Origin of the sequence: Pseudomonas sp. ATCC 43928, from assembly GCF_005938665.2 — a bacterium.
Lineage (GTDB): Bacteria > Pseudomonadota > Gammaproteobacteria > Pseudomonadales > Pseudomonadaceae > Aquipseudomonas.
Genome location: NZ_CP041753.1, coordinates 5,700,722 through 5,720,028, shown reverse-complemented (window position 1 = coordinate 5,720,028; position 19,307 = coordinate 5,700,722). Strand labels below are relative to the sequence as shown.

16 protein-coding genes are annotated in these 19,307 nt (G+C 60.5%); 2 read left to right on the top strand and 14 right to left on the bottom strand.

The window, feature by feature from the left end:
• Positions 1–49: 49 nt before the first annotated feature.
• The 13 genes from FFH90_RS26295 to dksA form a co-directional block, all read right to left on the bottom strand.
• Positions 50–1,066, bottom strand: a complete 1,017-nt coding sequence (locus FFH90_RS26295) for a class I SAM-dependent rRNA methyltransferase (RefSeq protein WP_064620380.1) — start codon at positions 1,064–1,066, stop codon at positions 50–52.
• A 196-nt stretch (positions 1,067–1,262) separates the two neighbouring features.
• Entirely contained in the window at positions 1,263–3,200 is a 1,938-nt protein-coding gene (gene acs / locus FFH90_RS26290; RefSeq protein WP_111454255.1) for an acetate--CoA ligase, read from the bottom strand.
• A gap of 230 nt (positions 3,201–3,430) precedes the next feature.
• A complete protein-coding gene (pgi, locus tag FFH90_RS26285) occupies positions 3,431–5,095 on the bottom strand; it encodes a glucose-6-phosphate isomerase (RefSeq protein ID WP_064620373.1) in 1,665 nt (554 codons plus the stop codon).
• Between the two features lie 227 nt (positions 5,096–5,322).
• Entirely contained in the window at positions 5,323–5,703 is a 381-nt protein-coding gene (gene panD / locus FFH90_RS26280) for an aspartate 1-decarboxylase (protein WP_008153310.1), read from the bottom strand.
• Positions 5,704–5,874: 171 nt separating this feature from the next.
• Positions 5,875–6,735: a pantoate--beta-alanine ligase gene (gene panC / locus FFH90_RS26275; protein ID WP_138866319.1), complete on the bottom strand. Its 861-nt coding sequence runs from the start codon at positions 6,733–6,735 to the stop codon at positions 5,875–5,877.
• A complete protein-coding gene (gene panB / locus FFH90_RS26270) occupies positions 6,732–7,532 on the bottom strand; it encodes a 3-methyl-2-oxobutanoate hydroxymethyltransferase (RefSeq protein WP_138866318.1) in 801 nt (266 codons plus the stop codon). The genes panC and panB overlap by 4 nt, the downstream gene beginning before the upstream one ends.
• Before the next feature lie 272 nt (positions 7,533–7,804).
• Positions 7,805–8,290, bottom strand: a complete 486-nt coding sequence (gene folK / locus FFH90_RS26265) for a 2-amino-4-hydroxy-6-hydroxymethyldihydropteridine diphosphokinase (protein ID WP_138866317.1) — start codon at positions 8,288–8,290, stop codon at positions 7,805–7,807.
• Positions 8,291–8,294: 4 nt separating this feature from the next.
• Positions 8,295–9,695, bottom strand: coding sequence for a polynucleotide adenylyltransferase PcnB (locus tag FFH90_RS26260; RefSeq protein WP_018930200.1), 1,401 nt, complete (start codon positions 9,693–9,695; stop codon positions 8,295–8,297).
• An 866-nt stretch (positions 9,696–10,561) separates the two neighbouring features.
• Positions 10,562–12,001, bottom strand: coding sequence for a sigma-54 dependent transcriptional regulator (locus tag FFH90_RS26250; protein WP_018930202.1), 1,440 nt, complete (start codon positions 11,999–12,001; stop codon positions 10,562–10,564).
• Positions 12,002–12,023: 22 nt separating this feature from the next.
• The gene (locus FFH90_RS26245; protein ID WP_026286733.1) at positions 12,024–14,978 is read right to left on the bottom strand and encodes a sensor histidine kinase; all 2,955 of its coding nucleotides are present in this window, start codon (positions 14,976–14,978) and stop codon (positions 12,024–12,026) included.
• Entirely contained in the window at positions 14,962–15,138 is a 177-nt protein-coding gene (locus FFH90_RS26240) for a hypothetical protein (RefSeq protein ID WP_003176118.1), read from the bottom strand. The genes FFH90_RS26245 and FFH90_RS26240 overlap by 17 nt, the downstream gene beginning before the upstream one ends.
• Before the next feature lie 77 nt (positions 15,139–15,215).
• A complete protein-coding gene (gene gluQRS / locus FFH90_RS26235) occupies positions 15,216–16,112 on the bottom strand; it encodes a tRNA glutamyl-Q(34) synthetase GluQRS (RefSeq protein WP_018930204.1) in 897 nt (298 codons plus the stop codon).
• Between the two features lie 219 nt (positions 16,113–16,331).
• Positions 16,332–16,772: an RNA polymerase-binding protein DksA gene (dksA, locus tag FFH90_RS26230; RefSeq protein WP_007902025.1), complete on the bottom strand. Its 441-nt coding sequence runs from the start codon at positions 16,770–16,772 to the stop codon at positions 16,332–16,334.
• 333 nt (positions 16,773–17,105) lie between these two features.
• Here dksA and FFH90_RS26225 point away from each other — a divergent pair, with 333 nt between their 5' ends.
• Positions 17,106–18,278: a pyridoxal phosphate-dependent aminotransferase gene (locus FFH90_RS26225; protein WP_018930205.1), complete on the top strand. Its 1,173-nt coding sequence runs from the start codon at positions 17,106–17,108 to the stop codon at positions 18,276–18,278.
• Positions 18,278–18,991, top strand: coding sequence for a DNA/RNA nuclease SfsA (sfsA, locus tag FFH90_RS26220; RefSeq protein ID WP_138866315.1), 714 nt, complete (start codon positions 18,278–18,280; stop codon positions 18,989–18,991). The genes FFH90_RS26225 and sfsA overlap by 1 nt, the downstream gene beginning before the upstream one ends.
• Here sfsA and FFH90_RS26215 read toward each other — a convergent pair.
• The gene (locus FFH90_RS26215; protein ID WP_138866314.1) at positions 18,988–19,305 is read right to left on the bottom strand and encodes a Rieske (2Fe-2S) protein; all 318 of its coding nucleotides are present in this window, start codon (positions 19,303–19,305) and stop codon (positions 18,988–18,990) included. The two genes, sfsA and FFH90_RS26215, sit on opposite strands and share 4 nt — an antisense overlap.
• Positions 19,306–19,307: the final 2 nt, after the last annotated feature.

Sequence of the window (19,307 nt, the reverse complement as noted above, 5' to 3'; positions counted from 1 at the left end):
CCGAAGCAATCACGCTTTATAGGCGTTGTCTGATAATGGGTGTGGATTTTCAGAGCTGCAGGATCAGCGTTTTCAGCGGCGGTTGTTGGTCCGTCGACGGAAAGTCGCTGCCCGGTGTCAGCGCTGTCCACTCACGCACCGGGCGTCCGGCCTTCTCTGCGCAGCGCAGCACCTGTTCGCGCCAATCGTCCATGCTGACCTTCGCCAGGTTGTTGCAGCAGATCAACACGCCATTGTCGGCAGTGGTCAGCAGCGCCGGTTTGAGCAGGCTCTGGTAATCGCGCAACAGATCGACCGTGCCGAAAGCACTCTTGGCCCAGGCCGGTGGATCGAGCAGTACCAGATCATATTGACGCGGCTCCAGGCGCTGATAGCTCGGCAGTTTTTGCCCGCGACGCTGGCTGATCGGCAGGCCGGCCAATTGACGAATCGCCGGGAAGTAATCGGACTGGATGAACTCCATGGTCGGCAATTGCGGGTTGAGCAGACCGTTTTCGCGGCCGACCGCCAGGTTGCCTTCGGCAAAGTCCAGGTTGCACACCTCGCTGGCACCACCGGCCGCAGCGCAGAGACCGACGCCACAGGTGTAGGCAAACAGGTTCAGCACACTTTTGTTTTTGCTGTGCGCCTTGACCCAGCCGCGGGCGTTGCGCAGGTCGAGAAACAGCAACGGATCCTGGCCGGCATGGCGCCCGCGAACCCGGTAGTTCAGCCCCCATTCGTGGCCGATCAAGTCTTGCAGGGCGGCCTCGTCGGCGCGGTACACAGTGTCTTCGCGGTCGATGCGCGAGTTGCCGCGGGAGCGGTCGTTGTAGACCAGCAGGCTATCGAGGCCAAGCTGTTGATTGACGATTTCGTGCAATTGCAGCAGGGCGTCACGCTCCAGTGACTGATGAAAGCTTTGCACCAGCAGTTGCGGGCCATAGCGGTCGATGGTCAAGCCGCCGGCACCTTCCTGGCTGCCGTGGAACAGGCGATAGCAATCGGTGCCTTGCTGATGCAGCTCGGCGAGCAGGTCCTGGCGACGGTCAAGGGCGGCGCACAGCGCCTGATTCAAGGAAGACATGCTGGGCGCCTTGCTGGAGGGAATTGAGGGCGCGGGAGTTTAACACTGTGGCGAGGGGGCTTGCCCCCGTTCCAGTGCGCAGCACTGGCAAAAATTCGAGGGAGCGCCAAGTTTTTTGGGCCGCTTCGCTGCCCAACGGGGGCAAGCCCCCTCGCCACAATAAGCCTCACAGCGCGGCCGGTGGCCGCGCGCAACATTATTGGTTCAGGCGTTGATCAATCAGCCCTTGCACCACGCTCGGGTCGGCGAGGGTCGAGGTGTCGCCGAGGCTGTCCAGTTCGTTGCAGGCGATCTTGCGCAGGATCCGTCGCATGATCTTGCCCGAACGGGTTTTCGGCAGGGCCGGGGCCCACTGGATCAAGTCCGGTTTGGCGAAGCTGCCGATTTCCTGGCTGACATGGGCCAGCAGTTCTTTCTTCAGATCGTCGTTGGGGTCGACGCCGTTCATGGGTGTGACGAAGGCGTAGATGCCCTGGCCTTTGATGTCATGGGGGTAACCGACCACGGCGGCCTCGGCAATGCTGTCGTGCAGCACCAGCGCGCTCTCCACTTCGGCGGTGCCGATGCGGTGCCCGGAGACGTTAATCACGTCGTCGATGCGCCCGGTGATCCAGTAATCGCCGTCCTCGTCGCGGCGTGCGCCATCGCCGGTGAAGTAGTAGCCGGGGTAGGGCTTGAAGTAGGTTTCGACCATCCGTTTCGGATCGCCGTAGACGCTGCGGATCTGCGCCGGCCAGCTGGACTTGATGGCCAGCACGCCGCTGCCGGCGCCTTTGATTTCTTTGCCGTGCTCATCGAGCAACACCGGTTGCACACCGAACATCGGTTGGGTGGCGCAACCGGGTTTGACCCGTTGGGTGCTGACCAGCGGGCTGAGCATGATGCCGCCGGTTTCGGTCTGCCACCAGGTATCGACAATCGGGCAGCGTTGCTCGCCGACTGTATTGAAGTACCACTCCCAGGCTTCCGGGTTAATCGGCTCACCGACAGTACCGAGTAAGCGCAGGCTCTCGCGGGATGTTTCCTTCAACGGCCCGGGACCTTCACGCATCAACGCGCGCAGGGCGGTCGGGGCGGTGTAGAAGATGTTGACGTGGTGCTTGTCGATCACCTGCCAGAAGCGCGAGGTGCTGGGGTAGCTCGGTACGCCTTCGAAGATCAGCGTGGTCGCGCCATTGGCCAGCGGCCCATAGACAATGTAGCTGTGGCCGGTGACCCAGCCGACATCGGCGGTGCACCAGAAGACTTCACCGTCGCGATAGTCGAGCACGTATTTGAAGGTCATTGCCGCTTGCAGCAGGTAGCCGCCGGTGGTGTGCAGCACGCCTTTGGGTTTGCCGGTGCTGCCGGAGGTGTAGAGGATAAACAGCGGGTCTTCGGCGTCCATCGGCTCTGGCGGGCAATCGTCACCGACATCGCGCAGGGCCTGGTGATACCAGAGGTCGCGGTCTTCAACCCAATTCACCTGGTTTTGGGTGTGCTCGACCACGATCACACTGCTGACGTGCGGGCAACTTTGCAGGGCCTTGTCGACGTTCTGTTTGAGCGGCACGAATTTACCGCCGCGCACGCCTTCATCGGCGGTGATTACGGTGCGGCAGTCGGCGTCGAGGATCCGGTCACGCAGTGAGTCCGGGGAGAATCCGCCGAACACCACCGAATGAATCGCGCCGATCCGCGCACAGGCGAGCATGGCGTAGGCGGCTTCGGGGATCATCGGCATGTAGATGCACACGCGGTCGCCTTTCTTCACGCCACGGCTTTTGAGCACGTTGGCCAGTCGACAGACGTTGTGATGGAGTTTTTTGTAGGTGATCTGGATGGATTCGGCGGGGTCATCGCCTTCCCAGATGATCGCGGTTTGATCGCCACGCTTTTCCAGATGACGATCGATGCAGTTGTAGCTGACGTTTAACTTTCCGCCGGCGAACCAGCTCGCTTCACCGGTTTTCAGGTCGTACCGCTGAACGGTCTGCCACGGCGTGCTCCAGTCGAGGAACCGTGTGGCCTGTTCGGCCCAGAAGGTGCTGGGGTGTTCAATGGATTCACGGTACAGGCGCTTGTAGTCGTCCTGACTCAACTGTGCAGCCCGGCGGACGGCATCGGCTTTGGGGAACGTGCTGATATCGAACATGACGGTTCCTTATTCTTGTTTTGCGACAAGAGGGGAGCTGCGCGACCCTCGTAGGAGCTGCCGAAGGCTGCGATCTTTTGATCTTGTCTTTTACAACCAGGATCAAAAGATCGCAGCCTTCGGCCGCTCCTACAGTGATAGCGCACGCCACCGATTTTGCAGTAAACCCGGTGCCGTGGAACTGTCGGTGCTGCAAGTTGAAGGGGCGGGTAAACCGCCCCTTCAGCCTATCACCCGCGGTGACGACCGCGGAAGTAGTTGATCAGGCCTTGGGTGGAAGCATCGTCGGCCGGGGTTTCTTCGCTGCCGACCAGGCGGTTATAGACGCCTTTGCCCAGCTCTTTACCCAACTCCACGCCCCACTGGTCGAAGGCATTGATGCCCCAGACCACGCTTTGCACGAAGACTTTGTGTTCGTACAACGCCACCAGTGCGCCAAGACGCCGCGGGCTGATGCGTTCGAGCACAAGGGTGTTGCTCGGACGGTTGCCCGGGATCACCTTGTGCGCAGCCAGCTTTTGCACTTCATCCTCGGCCATACCCTTGTCACGCAGTTCGGCTTCAGCCTCGGTGCGGGTCTTGCCGAGCATCAATGCCTGGCTTTGCGACAGGCAGTTGGCGTACAGCCACTGGTGGTGGTCGGACACCGGGTTGAAACTGACGATCGGCACGATGAAGTCGGCCGGGATCAGTTGGGTGCCCTGGTGCAGCAACTGGTGGTAAGCGTGCTGACCGTTGCAGCCGACGCCGCCCCAGATGACTGGGCCGGTATCGGTGGACACTGGCGTGCCGTCCTGGCGCACGCTCTTGCCGTTGGATTCCATGTCCAGCTGTTGCAAGTGCTTGGTGATGTTGCGCAGGTAGTGGTCGTACGGCAGGATCGCGTGGCTCTGCGCGCCCCAGAAGTTGCCATACCAGATGCCGAGCAATGCCAGCAATACCGGCATGTTCTGTTCGAATGGCGCGCTCTGGAAATGCTGGTCCATGGTGTATGCACCGGACAGCAGTTCCTTGAAGTTCGACATGCCGATGGCCAGGGCAATTGGCAAACCGATGGCCGACCACAGCGAGTAACGGCCGCCGACCCAGTCCCACATCGGGAAGATGTTCTCTTCACGAATACCGAACGCCACGGCCGCCGCGTTGTTGCTGGAGACGGCAATGAAGTGACGGTACAGCTCGGCTTCCGAACCGCCCTGAGCCAGGTACCAGGCGCGGGCGGCCTGGGCGTTTTTCAGGGTTTCGAGGGTGTTGAAGGATTTCGACGAGACGATGAACAGCGTGGTCTCGGCGCGCAGCTTCATGGTCAGTTCGTGGAATTCACTGCCGTCGATGTTCGCCAGGTAATGGCAACGCACGCCTTTCTGGGCGTAGGACAGCAGCGCTTCGGACACCAGCTCGGGGCCGAGGAACGAGCCACCGATGCCAATGTTCACAACGTCGGTGATCGGCTTCTCGGTGTAACCGCGCCACAGACCGTCGTGGATACGGCCCACGAGATCGGTGATCTGGTTCAGCACTTTGTGCACGTCGGGCATCACGTTGACGCCGTTGACCGACAGCTTGTCGCCCACCGGACGGCGCAGTGCGGTGTGCAGGGCCGGGCGTCCTTCGGAAGCGTTGACGATTTCGCCCGAGAACAGCGCTTTGATCGCGCCCTTGAGGTCGACTTCGTTGGCCAGGCCCACCAGCAGATTGCGGGTCTCGGCGTTGATCAGGTTCTTCGAGTAGTCGAGAAACAGGCCGCAGCTGCTGAGGGTGAATTGATTAAAACGCTGCGGATCGGCATTAAAGGCTTCGCGCATGCTGAAATCCTGCATGGCTTGGCGGTGGTCATTCAGCGCTTGCCAAGCGGGCAGAGCGGTAACGTCGTGAGGAGTGCGGTAATACGCCATCGCTGCGGTTTTCCTTTTACTTGAACGGCCTTTTGAACACTAAAAATCCCGGAGCGCTGTGGGTGGGCGTCCGGTCAACTGCGTCGACACGATTTCTGGCGCAGGGCGAATACAGTAAACCTCGCGCTGCAATCTGTCTTGACTTTGTCTGACCTGCTCCCGGTACTTTTTTAACATTTAACCAGGAGCGGTCCGACAAACGGAAAGCTGGCAGGGGGGCGGTCCGGTCAGGCGACCTGAACCGGAATGGCATTGCTGGTGTGGCTCAGTTCGTTGCCCGGCGCCATGTAGAGCATGCGCGGCTTGAAGTTGAGCAGTTCGGCTTCGCTGTAGTGGGCGTAAGCGCAGATGATCACGCGGTCGCCGACCTTGGCCTTGTGGGCCGCGGCACCGTTGACCGAGATCATGCGCGAACCTTCTTCGCCACGAATCGCGTAGGTGGTGAAGCGTTCGCCGTTGTCGATGTTGTAGATCTGGATCTGTTCGTACTCACGGATGCCGGACAGGTCCAGCCATTCGCCGTCGATGGCGCAAGAGCCTTCGTAATCGAGTACAGCATGGGTGACTTCGGCGCGATGCAGCTTGGCCTTGAGCATGATGGCGTGCATGAGTGTTTCCCCGGGTCGGAATCGAACGGGGGGCAGTTTGCCCGAAGGCTTTGTGGGCGGCAATACAACGCAAAAGATCGTCCGAACACGGCCCGAGCCTGCGGCGTCTCCTAAAGGTCTCCGCGAGACCGTGTAGGGGCTGCCGCAGGCTGCGATCTTTTGATTTTGCCGTTAAGACGCAGCGTCGAGGTTCAGATGCAGGTTGTCGATCAACCGCGTCGTGCCGAGGAACGCCGCCACCAGAATCACCAGATCCCGATCTTGCGCTGTCGCCGGACGCAAGGTCAGGGCATGGCGAATTTCCAGGTAATCCGGACGCAGGCCAGCGGCTTCCAGTTGCTTGATCTGCTCGTTGATCAGCGTCGGGTAATCGCGCTCGCCCTGTTTGATCGCGTCGCTGATCCGGGTCAGGGTGCGATAGACCTCTGGTGCGATGGCCCGCTGTTCTTCGCTGAGGAAACCATTGCGTGACGACAACGCCAGACCGTCGGCGGCCCGTACGGTCGGTTCGCCGATGATCTGGATCGGCATGTTCAGGTCGTGCACCAGGGCGCGAATCACCGCCAGTTGCTGGAAGTCTTTCTGGCCAAAGATCGCCAGGTCCGGCTGGACCATGTTGAACAGCTTGCTGACTACCGTCGCCACCCCTTCGAAATGCCCCGGACGGCTGGCGCCGCACAGGCCTTCAGACAGTTGCGGAACGCTGACGCGGGTCTGGCCGGCCATGCCGTCGGGGTACATTTCTTCGACGGTTGGGGCAAACAGCAGATGGCAACCGGCCTGGAGCAGTTTCTCCTGATCGGCGGCCAGGGTCCGCGGGTATTTGTCGAGGTCTTCGCCGGCGCCGAATTGCAGCGGGTTGACGAAAATGCTCGCGACCACGAAATCCACCCGTTGGGTGGCTTTGGTAATCAGCGCGATATGCCCGCTGTGCAGGTTGCCCATGGTCGGCACAAAGCCGATGCGCTTGCCTTCGCTACGGGCGCGGGCCACCGCGGCCCGCAGTTCGCGTACGGTTTTTACGGTGTTCATGCAGAGAATCCGTGTTCGATGCCAGGGAAAGTCGCCGCTTTGACTTCAGTGACGTAAGCGCTCAAGGCTGCTTGAATGCTGGTTTGGTCGGTCATGAAGTTTTTCACGAACTTTGGCACGTGGCCGGTCATGGACAAGCCCAGCATGTCGTGCAGAACAAGGACCTGACCGTCGGTGCCACTGCCGGCGCCGATGCCAATCACCGGGATCTTCACCGCCTGGCTGATTTCTTCGGCCAATTCGCTCGGCACGCATTCGAGCAGCAGCATGGCCGCGCCGGCCTGTTCCAGGGAAATTGCGTCGGCACGCATCTGCCGCGCCTGGTTCTCGTTGCGGCCCTGGACTTTATAGCCGCCGAGGATGTTGACCGATTGCGGTGTCAGCCCCATGTGCGCGCACACCGGGATGCCGCGTTCGGCCAGCAGACGGATCGAGTCCGCGAGCCACAATGCCCCTTCAACCTTGACCATGTGCGCACCGGCCTGCATCAACAGCGCGCTGTTGGTCATGGTTTGTTCAATGGTGGCGTAGGCCATGAAGGGCAGGTCGGCGAGGATCAGGGCATCGGTGTTGCCGCGTTTGACGGCTGCCACGTGGTAGGCCATTTCAGCAGTGGTCACCGGCAGGGTGCTGTCGTGACCTTGCAAGACCATGCCGAGGGAGTCGCCCACCAGCAGCACTTCAACCCCGGCCTCATTGCAGGCGTGGGCGAAGGTCGCGTCATAGCAGGTCAGCATGGTGATCTTTTCACCTGTCTGCTTGAGGCTCTGGAGCGTGGTCAGGGTGATGGCTGGCATGAAAAAAATCCTCATTACAGGCGCTATGAAAACTACTGCGAGTAACGCGCGTGATTCGTCATTTATACAGGCGCACCCTCTTTCGTGGTGCTTGTAAGGCCTGGACTGCGCCCTTTAGCGCCGCGTTGGCGGCAGCGGGACGCCTATAGTCGTGAGGAGAACCCGGGAAGTCAATTGCATGTGTTACCGCATTGTTACGTGGGGGGTGTTACCGACGTTACTGATGCGATTCAGCAGATTTGCGATGGGCTTGTATCGTCAAAAGCGGCAACTCAGGCTGCCGGGAGGCGTTCCAGGCCGACGAACGGGCAGGCGGCGAGTAATTCTGCGAGGGTGCGGCCGTCAGCCAGGCGCAAGTCCGCCGGTGCCAGTTCGGCCAACGGATAGAGCACAAAGGCTCGTTCCTGCAGGTGATAGTGAGGGACTTTGAGGCGCGGTTCGTCGATCAGTCGATCGCCGAACAACACGATGTCCAGATCCAGCGTGCGCGGGCCCCAGCGTTCAAGGCGCTGGCGGCCTTGTCCGTTCTCGATGGCTTGCAGGGCATCGAGCAGCTCCAGCGGCGCGAGGCGGCTGTCGAGAGCGGCGACCGCGTTGGTATAACGCGGTTGGCCGGGCAGCAGCGAGTCGCTTTGATAAAACCCGGAAACACCGACCAGTTCGGTCTGCGGCAAGCGTGCCAAGGACTCGACAGCGCTGCGCAACTGTTCGGCAGGGTCAGCCAGATTGCTGCCCATGCCGATGTAGATGTGTTCCATGGGCTTATTCGCCTGTCGTGCTCGAAGCGCCGGCAGCGCGTTTGCGTTTGGCGCCGCCACTGCGGCGACGTTTGCGCGGAGCGCCGCTGCCGTCGTCCTTGCCGCTGAGTTCGCGGATCATGTCCCGACGTTCGCTGTCGTTGGCGTCCTGATAGTCGGTCCACCATTCGCCCAGGCCATCGGTCTGTTCGCCAGCGCTTTCGCGCAGCAGCAGGAAGTCGTAGCCGGCACGGAACCGCGGGTTGTCCAGCAACAGGTCGGCCCGCTTGCCGCTGCGGCGCGGCAGACGCTCCTGCATGTCCCAGATCTCGCGGATCGGCATGGTGAAGCGTTTCGGAATCGCAATACGCTGGCACTGTTCGGCAATCAGCTCGTGCGCCGCTTCCTGCATCGCCGGAATCGGCGGCATGCCACGTTCTTGCAAGCGCAGCACGCGGGCCGGCAGGGCAGGCCAGAGCAGGGCGGCGAACAGGAACGCCGGGGTGACCGGTTTGTTCTGCTTGATCCGCAAGTCCGTGTTGATCAGTGCTTCACTGATCAGCGTGTGGGTGTACGTCGGGTTGTACTCCAGCGCCTCGGCACTGGCCGGGAACAGCGGATCGAACAACTGCAGGTCGACCAGCATCTCGAAGGTGTCCGCGGCGTGGCCGGAGAGAAACAGCTTGAGCACTTCTTCGAACAGACGGGCCGATGGAATCTCGCGCAGCATCGGTGCCAGATCGCGGATCGGCAGGGCGCTGTGCTTCTCGATACCGAAATTCAGCTTGGCGGCGAAACGCACGGCCCGCAGCATCCGCACCGGGTCCTCCTGGTAGCGCTGCTTCGGATCACCGATCAGGCGGATCAGGTGATTGCGGATGTCGTGTACGCCATTGGCGTAGTCGAGAATGCGCTCACTGACCGGATCGTAATACAAGGCGTTGATGGTGAAGTCGCGGCGTTGCGCGTCTTCTTCCAGGGTGCCGTAGACGTTATCGCGCAGGATGCGCCCGCTTTCGTTGCGGGAAGACTGGTTGCTGTCTTCGTCCTCGTCGTTTTGCGGGTGATTGGCGCGGAAGGTCGCGACTTCGATGATTTCGCGGCCAAAGTGGATATGCACCAGTTTGAAGCGACGACCGATGATCCGCGCGTTGCGGAATTCGGCCCGTACCTGTTCAGGGGTGGCACTGGTGGCGACGTCGAAATCTTTCGGCGTGATGCCGAGCAGCATGTCACGCACACAGCCGCCGACCAGGTAAGCCTGGTAACCGGCGTTCTGCAAGCGTTCGACGATGTTGACCGCGTAACGGCTGAATTGCGCCTTTTGCAGCGAATGTTGGCCGCTATTGAGCACTTCAGGCGTGCTGCGGATGTGTTGCGTACGACGCAGGGGAGAACGGAATGACTGGAACAGCTTCTTCAGCATGGGATGCACTGTTTGAAGGAATGTTCGGCCATAACGAAGAATGACCGCATGATGGGCCGGGATTCTAGCATTTAGTCGGGGGATGGTGTAGGAAGCTGCGCAAGCGCTTGAAGGGAGATGTCTTGAGGGGCGGTTTTGTAGCAGCTGTCGAGCCTGCGTTCGGCGGCGAAGCCGTCGTAAAACCAGAAATTGCGGTGTGTCAGTAGGAACCGGTTGCCCGTATTAGCGACTGCTGCGCAGTCGAACGCAGCCTCGCACTGCTCGGCAGCTGCTACAAGGCAGAGAATGCCAAACGCCAGAAACCACAAGGGGAGCCGAAGCTCCCCCAGAAGTAGTTGCGTGCTCTATTTTTATTATTGGTTTCGGGCTTCTTGTTTTTGTTGAGCGCCCTCGCCATGAAGTTTTCCTTCATGACCCTCCCAATCGGGAGCCAAGAGCAAACGGATTGCTTTGGTCGCTGTGTTGCTATGATCGTGTGATCCAACCAGTTCAGGCACTGTCTCGGGACAGTTTTTTATTATTCTCGGCCTGGTTGCGGGGCAAGCCCCAAATGCAACGCCTCTCCAAAAGAATCAGTTAGCTACGCCTCTCGCCGTCTTGTTTTTATTGTGCGTGAGTCGATTCGTCTTATTTTTATTGTCTTGTGCATTACTTGTTATTGTTCTTGTACTGAACATATAGCAGGGTGCGTGCCAACTTTTGTGAGGCCCAGTAAAACAAGGGGTTAGGCGGGCTAATGGTGTTTTTCGAGGCCAAAAAAAACCGGGGCTTCGTTACCGTAAGCCCCGGCTTCTGTTACGTGAAAAAGCTGAGGTAACAGTTTTTCCACAATGTCACGTGTTACCCGCGCATCTGACAGGCGCGGTTCAGCTCTCGCTGGCCACCCCGGTCTTGCGCCGCGGGATGCCCAGGCGCTGACGGCGTTCCCACAAGCATTTGCGACTGACACCGAGCTTGCGGGCCAGTTCGGTTTCGGTCATGTGATCCTGATGCTCGAGCACGAAGTGCTGGAAGTAGTCTTCCAGGGACAGATCTTCGGTCGGTTCGTGGCTGGTGTTACCGGCGCTGTTGCCCTGCTGGGGCGCGAGGCCGATGAAATCGTCGTCTTCCAGATCGCTGAGTTCGATGTCGATGCCCAGCAGCTCGGCGGAAATCTCCGGGCTCTCGCACAGAATCACCGCGCGCTCGACCGCGTTTTCCAGTTCGCGAACGTTACCCGGCCAGGAGTAATGCCGAATTGCTTGCTCGGCATCCAGGGCGAATTTCAGATCGGTGCGGTTGACCCGCGCGCTCTGCCGCGCCAGGAAGGCATTGGCAATTTCATTGACGTCCGCACCGCGCTCGCGCAGGGCCGGCAGTTTCAGGGCGATCACGTGGAGGCGGTAATACAAGTCTTCACGGAACTGGCCGATCTTCGCCAGGCTCTTGAGATCCCGGTGGGTCGCGGCGATCAGGCGTACATCGACCTTCTGCGACTGGACCGAGCCAACCCGGCGGATTTCACCTTCCTGCAATACGCGTAACAGGCGGGCCTGGGCTTCCAGTGGCAGTTCACCGATTTCATCGAGGAACAAGGTGCCGCCGTCAGCCGCTTCCACCAACCCGGCACGCCCGGCGCTGGCGCCGGTAAACGCGCCTTTCTCGTGGCCGAACAGTTCGGATTCGATCAGGCTTTCCGGGATGGCTGCGCAGTTCACCGAAATCATCGGCGCCTTGGCGCGTTTGGACAGGTTGTGCAGGGCACGTGCTACCAGTTCTTTACCGGTACCGGACTCGCCCTGGATCAGGACATTGGAATCGGTCGGCGCGACTTTACGGATTTTGCTGTACAGGTCCTGCATCGGCGGGCAAGAGCCGATGATGCCGATTTCGCCGTTGCTGTTGTCGACACCACTTTTTGCTGCGGCGCCATTGGACGCTTTGCCGACAACCGGCTCACCGCTGGCTTGCGCCGATTGCCGGTCACGCAGGATTCGCGCGACGGCCTGGAGCATCTCGTCGTGATCGAAAGGCTTGGCGATGTAGTCCACCGCGCCCATTTTCATGGAGTCGACGGCCGAACGCAGGCTGGCGTAACTGGTCATGATCAGCACCGGAGTGCCCAGGCCGAGTTTGATCAACTCGGTACCCGGCGCGCCCGGCAGGCGCAGGTCACTGACGATCAGGTCAAACGTGGGAATGCTGAAACGCTCTTGTGCTTCCTGCACGGATCCGGCTTCGCTGACCTGGTACTGGTTACGTTCCAGCAGACGGCGCAAGGCGGAGCGGATAATTGTTTCGTCTTCGACGATCAAAATGTGCGGCATTGATTCGATACTCTCGACGGTCTCAGTTCACAGCGGACGTCGCTTCGACATGACGCGGTAAGGTCACCCGGATACGGGTGCCGCGTTGGCTTTGAACATCAGCCGGGCTGTCGATGGTGATTTGTCCATAATGCTCTTCAACGATGGAATAGACCAGTGCAAGGCCCAGACCGGTGCCTTCGCCAGGATCCTTGGTGGTGAAGAAGGGTTCGAACAGTCGGTCCATGATGCTCGAGGGAATACCGCTGCCTTCGTCTTCGACGATCAGATCGACCGTGTGTTCGCCGGCTTCGCTCTTGACGCGCACTGCACTGCCCGGAGGCGAGGCGTCACGGGCGTTTGAGAGCAGATTGATCAATACCTGGGCGAGCCGCTGCGGGTCGCCTTCGACCCAGTGATCGGGGTCGCACAGGTTGTAGAACTGTACTTCGAAATTGCGCCGGTTCAAGGCCAGCAGGCCGATGGCATCCTGGGCCACTTCCGCCAGACAAACGGGCTCGTCGCTGTGCTGATGAGCGCCCGCGTGGGCGAAGCTCATCAGCGACTGAACGATGCGTGACACGCGTTTGGTCTGCTCGAGGATCTGCCCGCTGATTTCCGTGAGTTCGGCGTCTTCTTCACGTTCTTCGCGCAGGTTCTGCGCGAGACAGGCAATGCCGGTGATCGGGTTGCCGATTTCATGGGCCACGCCGGCCGCCAGTCGGCCAATGCTGGCCAGGCGCTCGGAGTGCACCAGTTTGTCTTCGAGCATCTGGGTTTCGGTCAGGTCTTCCACCAGCAGCACCAGGCCGCTGTTACCCGGTGCCAGCGGTTCGTCGATCGCCGCTTTGTGCAGGTTCAGCCAGCGGGTCTGGCCATCGAGGGCCAGGTGCTGCTTGTGCAAGTGTTCGTCCGGCAGATTGATGAAGCCTTGCAGCAGCTCTTTCCACGGGTCGGCAATGGTGCTCAGGCGCGAACCGACCACACGCTGCGCGGCAATCCCGGTCAGCTCCTCCATGGCTTTGTTCCACATGAGGATTTCCTGATCCTTGGCCAGCGAGCACACGCCCATCGGCAATTCCTGCAGGGTTTGGCGGTGGTAGCGACGCAGGGCATCGAGTTCGGCGGCAAGGCCGGTGAGGCGCGAGTGGTAATCCTCGAGGCGACTTTCGATGAAGTGGATGTCTTCGGTGACGTAGTTTTCGCCGCCGGCCTTATAGGGCAGGAAGGTTTCGACCATGTCCTGCGCCACGCTCGGGCCCATCAGGCCGGAGAGGTTGGCTTCGATACGGTCACGCAAACGACGCAAGGCGTAAGGCCGGCGTTCGTCGAACGGCAGATAAAGGTCACGCAGCGCTTGTTCGACTTCTTTCTGCGCCGCCTTGGCACCCAGCGGTTTGGCCAGTTGCGTGGCGAATTCCTGAGGCGAGGCGGCATGCAGTTCGCGGCGTTGCGGGCGGCGAACATTGTCCACCGCGCAGGCTTCGGCGGCGCTGGCCTCTTCGGGGCTGGCGTTGGTGAACAGTGAGATCAGGGTGAACATCAGCACGTTGGCGGCCAGCGAGGCAATCGCCGCCATGTGCCAGCTGGTGTCGTCCAGCACGTAAATCATGTTCAGCAACGGAATGTAGAAGCCTTGCAGATTGCCGACCAGCGGCAACAGCATGGTCACCAGCCACACCAGAATCCCCGCCAGGAGGCCGGCGATGAAGCCGCGACGGTTGGCGGTCGGCCAGTACAGCACCGACAACACGCCCGGCAGGAACTGCAACGTGGCGACGAAGGCGACGATGCCGAGGTTGGCCAGGTCCTGTTCCGCGCCCAGCATCAGGTAGAAACCGTAGCCGGCCATGATGATCGCGACGATCAGTGCCCGGCGGGTCCATTTCAGCCAGCGGTAGATATTGCCCTCGGCCGGTGGCTGATAGAGCGGCAGCACCAAGTGGTTCAGTGCCATCCCGGACAGCGCCAGCGTAGTAACGATGATCAGCCCGCTGGCTGCCGACAATCCACCGACATACGCCAGCAGCGCCAGGGCTTTGCTGTTGGCGGCGATGCCGATGCCCAGGGTGAAATATTCCGGATTGGTGGTGGCACCGAGTTTCAACCCGGCCCAGAGAATCAACGGCACTGCCAGGCTCATCAGCAGCAGGAACAGCGGCAAGCCCCAGCTCGCGCTGACCAGCGAGCGCGGGTTGAGGTTTTCGGTAAAGGTCATGTGGTACATGTGCGGCATGACGATCGCCGAGGCGAAGAACACCAGCAGCAGCGTGCGCCATGGGCCTTCCTGCAGTGGCGTGTGCAGGGCGGCGAGGGCGGTCTGGTTTTGCAGCAGCCACAGTTCCAGCTGTTGCGGGCCGTCGAACACGCCATACAGCGCATACAGGCCGACGCCACCAATCGCGATCAGCTTGATCACCGACTCGAAGGCGATTGCGAACACCAGGCCTTCATGTTTCTCACGGGTGGCGATGTGGCGCGAGCCGAAGAAAATCGTGAACAGCGTAATCAGCGCGCAGAAACTCAGGGCCACGCGATGCTGCACCGGCTCGCGGGTGAGGATGCCGATGGAGTCGGCCACTGCCTGAATCTGCAACGCCAGCAACGGCAGCACGCCGACCAGCATGAAAATCGTCGTCAGCGCACCGGCCCAGGTGCTGCGGAAACGGAACGCGAACAGGTCGGCCAGCGATGAGAGTTGGTAAGTGCGGGTGATTTTCAGGATCGGGTACAAAAGCACCGGCGCCAGCAGAAACGCCCCGGAAACCCCGAGGTAGCTGGACAGAAAACCGTAGCCGTACTGATAAGCCAGGCCCACCGTGCCGTAAAACGCCCAGGCACTGGCATAAACGCCCAGCGACAGGGTGTAGGTCAGCGGATGGCGAATGATCGCCCGGGGGATCATGCCCCGTTCACTGATCCAGGCCACACCGAACAGCACCGCCAGGTACGCGGCGCTGATCAGGATCATCTGGGTCAGGCTAAAGCTCATCGGCATCTTTTTGGCTCTGCAGGATGAAGGTCACGACGATCAGAATCAGCCAGAGCAAATAAGGGCGATACCAGGCGCCAGTGGCGTCGATCCACCAATCCATGATGGCCGGGGAGAACAGATAAATCCCCACTACCAGGAGCAGGACCAAGCGATAGATGTACATCCCGGCCTCTCTCTTTTATGCGCGTGCCCGAAAACGTGCGGCGATGGTAACGGATGGGTGCGCCACTGCAAGTGGCATCACTGCAGTTGCGCTTCAGGCAACGTCAGTGTGCGCGGGATCAGCGACGCATCCCAGTGGGCAATGCCCCAATTCAGCACTTCCCGTGGCGTGGCGTCATTGAGTTCGATAACGGGAGTGTGCCCCAGCGCCCGTAATGCGCGCAGCAACAGCGGCGTGGCCTGATCTTCAGTCAACGGCGGCGAGCGATAGGATTTGCCGAGTTTGTGGCCGTCCGGCTGGGTAATCAGCGGGATGTGCAAGTAGCGCGGTTGCGGCAGGCCGAGCAGTTCTTGCAGATAGAGCTGGCGTGGCGTGGAGTCCAGCAGGTCGGCGCCGCGCACGATATCAGTGATGCCTTGCCAGGCATCGTCTAGCACCACCGCCAATTGATAGGCGTAGAGCCCGTCACGGCGACGAATCACGAAGTCACCCACCTCGCGGCCCAGGTGTTGACGGAATTCGCCCTGCACCCGGTCGATGAAGTGGTATTCCAGCTCCGGTACACGCACGCGGATTGCCGCATTTTCAGTGCCGTGCCCAGCGTTGCGGCAGAACCCGGGATAGATGCCGTGATATGGCTCCAGTTGCTTGCGCGAGCAGGTGCATGCGTAGGCCAGGCCCTGGCTGAACAGGCGATTGAGGACTTCGGCGTAGGCCGCGTGCCGGTCACTCTGTCGGACCATCTCGCCATCCCATTCGAAACCATAGCTTTCCAGCGCCTTGAGAATCGCCGCCTGAGCACCGGGCTCCTCGCGTGGCGGATCGAGATCCTCCATTCGCACCAGCCAGCGCCCGCCGACCGAACGGGCGTCGAGGTACGAGGCCAGCGCTGCAACCAGCGAACCGAAGTGCAGATGCCCGCTGGGCGTGGGGGCGAAGCGCCCGATGTAGGCGGAAGAGGCGATGGCGGTCATAAGGGCGATGTCAGGCTGTCCAATCGTATTGAGCACGGCTTGAAGCCGCCTTCACGAGCAAGCTCAGCTCCTACAGAAGATTGCGCCAGCCTTTGTAGGAGCGAAGATTGTTCCGGGCGGCGATCCGACGAAGGCGATTTCGAAGTCGCAACAAATATCAGCAAATATCAGAAACAAAAACGGAGCGTTCGCACGCTCCGTCTTTCGTTCAAGTCGAGATTACTTGCCGACTTGCTTTTCCTTGATTTCCGCCAGGGTCTTGCAGTCAACGCACATGTCGGCGGTAGGACGGGCTTCCAGTCGCTTGACGCCGATTTCGACGCCGCAGGACTCGCACCAACCGTATTCTTCGTCTTCGATCAGTTGCAGGGTCTTGTCGATTTTCTTGATCAGCTTGCGCTCACGGTCGCGGGCGCGCAATTCGAGGCTGAATTCCTCTTCCTGGCTGGCACGGTCTGCCGGGTCAGGGAAGTTGGCCGCTTCGTCTTTCATGTGATCAACGGTACGGTCGACTTCCTGCATCAAGTCCTGTTTCCACTTGTTCAGGATCTTGGTGAAGTGAGCACGCATGGGTTTACCCATGTACTCTTCGCCCTTCACTTCTTTGTAGGGTTCGAAGCCGCTGATCGACTGATTTTGCTGCTTTGCTTGGGTGGGCATGAAATGGACCGCCTCTACTCTTGTAATCCATTGCGCAGGATTGCTCCATCACCGACACCTGCCGGCCCTGCGGCTGCAAGCGGGCGAACTTACCAGATCAAATCGGACCGCGCTACTCCCGGATGTCGAGCCCGCGGCCCGTGGTGCTTGCAAAAGATTGCAAAGCTTCGTCTGGTGGCTAGGGAGACCTGATCAATTATTGATTTTAGCCAAACCTGAGACATACGCTTGAATCGATTGAGACCAGCATTATATGGCTCTGACCGCTTTAGGCTCTCGCTCGTTCCTGCGCTTGGGTAGAATCAATTCTTTTCCCCGTTGTAAGGAAGGCTAATGGCTCTGTCCTACAGTGCGCGCAGTCGCGCTATCGAACCGTTCCACGTTATGGCCCTGCTGGCGCGGGCCAACGAGCTGCAAGCGGCTGGCCACGACGTGATTCACCTGGAAATCGGCGAGCCGGACTTCACCACCGCCGAACCGATCATCCAGGCCGGCCAGGCCGCGCTGACGGCGGGGAAGACCCGTTACACCGCCGCTCGCGGCATTCCTGAGCTGCGTGAGGCCATTTCGGGTTTTTATCAGCAGCGTTATGGGCTGAACATCGATCCGCAACGCATCCTGATCACGCCTGGCGGTTCAGGCGCATTGCTGTTGGCCAGTGCCTTGCTGGTGGACCCAGGCAAGCACTGGCTGCTGGCCGACCCGGGTTATCCGTGCAACCGGCACTTCCTGCGCCTGGTGGAAGGTGCGGCGCAACTGGTGCCGGTCGGCCCGGACGTGCGTTATCAACTGACCCCGGACCTGGTCGCGCGTCACTGGGATCACGACAGCGTCGGCGCCCTGGTAGCATCGCCGGCCAACCCCACCGGGACCATCCTGACCCGTGATGAGCTGGCCGGGCTGTCCGCGGCGATCAAGGCCCGCCACGGTCATTTGGTGGTCGACGAGATTTACCACGGCCTGACTTACGGCACGGACGCGGCCAGCGTGCTGGAAGTCGATGACAGCGCGTTCGTCCTCAATAGCTTTTCCAAGTATTTCGGCATGACCGGCTGGCGCCTTGGTTGGCTGGTCGCGCCTGAAGCAGCGGTCGGTGAACTGGAGAAGCTCGCCCAGAACCTCTACATCAGCGCACCGAGCATGGCCCAGCACGCGGCATTGGCCTGCTTCGAGCCCGCCACCATCAGCATTTTCGAGGAGCGCCGCGCCGAGTTCGGTCGACGTCGCGACTTCCTCCTGCCAGCCCTGCGGGAATTGGGTTTCGGTATCGCCGTAGAGCCGGAAGGCGCGTTCTATTTGTACGCCGATATCAGCAAGTTCGGCGGCGATGCCTTCGCGTTCTGCCGGCACTTCCTCGAAACCGAGCATGTTGCAATTACTCCGGGCCTGGACTTCGGGCGTCATCAGGCCGGGCATCATGTGCGGTTTGCCTACACCCAAAGCCTTCCGCGCTTGCAAGAAGCAGTCGAGCGGATCGCCCGCGGTTTGAAGAGCTGGCAAGGCTGATGCGTTTTCATCCTCCCCTTGAAGAGGGGCGCTTGATTCGTCGTTACAAGCGTTTTCTTGCCGATATCGAAACCGTTGGCGGCGAGTTGCTGACCATTCACTGCCCGAACACTGGCTCGATGCTTAATTGCCAGGTCGAGGGCGGGCAAGTCTGGTTCAGCCGCTCCACCGACCCCAAGCGCAAGTTGCCCGGCACTTGGGAAGTTGGCGAAACCCCACAGGGGCGGCTGTTCTGTGTGAACACCGGGCGCGCCAACGGCTTGATCGAGGAAGCGTTGCAGGCTGGCGTCATCACCGAGTTGAACGGCTTTACCGAACTGAAGCGCGAAGTGGCCTATGGTCAGGAAAGCAGCCGTATCGATTTTCGTCTCGATTACCCGGGCGGGCCGGCTTATGTGGAAGTCAAAAGCGTCACCCTGGGCTTTGATGGCTCGGCGGTGGCGGCATTTCCTGACGCGGTGACCCAGCGTGGGGCCAAGCATTTGCGCGAACTGGCGCATTTGGCCAGGGACGGGATTCGGGCAGTGCAGTTGTATTGCGTGAACCTGACAGGGATCGACGCGGTACGTCCTGCCGAAGAAATCGATTCGGCCTACGCAGCTGCGTTGCGTGAGGCGGTGGCGTGTGGAGTCGAAGTGCTGGCGTATGGCGTGCGCTTGACTCACGAAGAGATGGTGGTGGACCGGCGACTGGATATGCTGTTGAACGGTTAGAGCGTGACCCAGATTCCTTGCTCATCTTCGTGGCAGGGGATGCTGGTCAGGGATTGTCCGGCGCAGGGGCCGGCGACGCATTCACCGTCCTCGATCAGAAACAGTGCGCCGTGGGTCGCGCACTGGATCAGGCTGTTGCTGGGGTCGAGAAACTGGTCGGGCTGCCATTCCAGCCCGACGCCCCGGTGCGGGCAGCGATTTTCATACACATACACCCGACCGCCCCGGCGTACGGCCAGGAGCTTCTGGCCGTCGACGTCGAAACCGCGACTGCTGGCGTCAGCCAATTCGGCGCCTGTGCAAAGAAGCTTCATGT